The organism is Rhizobium sp. SVR5-9E, from assembly GCF_056755095.1.
Map to the genome: position 1 here is coordinate 1 of NZ_JBNDHS010000890.1, position 203 is coordinate 203.

The following is a 203-nucleotide window of genomic DNA, read 5'->3' on the forward strand; positions in this document are numbered from 1 at the left end:
CTGGTGAGCAAGAAGGCCGGGGGCATGGGTGTCTCATTCGGTCCTGCGGCCAGTCCGACGGCGCTCAAGGCGATCCGTAGTTGGTCCTTGCACCTTCGCAGTGACAAGGCTCTCGATGATCTGGCGCGGATGTTCAACTCGTACATCCGCGGCTGGATCAATTACTATGGTCGGTTCTGTCCTTCAGCTCTCCAACCTACGCT

At 58.6% G+C, this 203-nt stretch carries 1 protein-coding gene; it reads left to right on the plus strand.

Going from position 1 to position 203, the window contains the following annotated elements:
- Nucleotides 1–24 precede the first annotated feature (24 nt).
- Nucleotides 25–203 (plus strand): group II intron maturase-specific domain-containing protein (locus ACPYOJ_RS37375; RefSeq protein ID WP_481420683.1); only part of this gene is annotated, 179 nt, incomplete at its 3' end.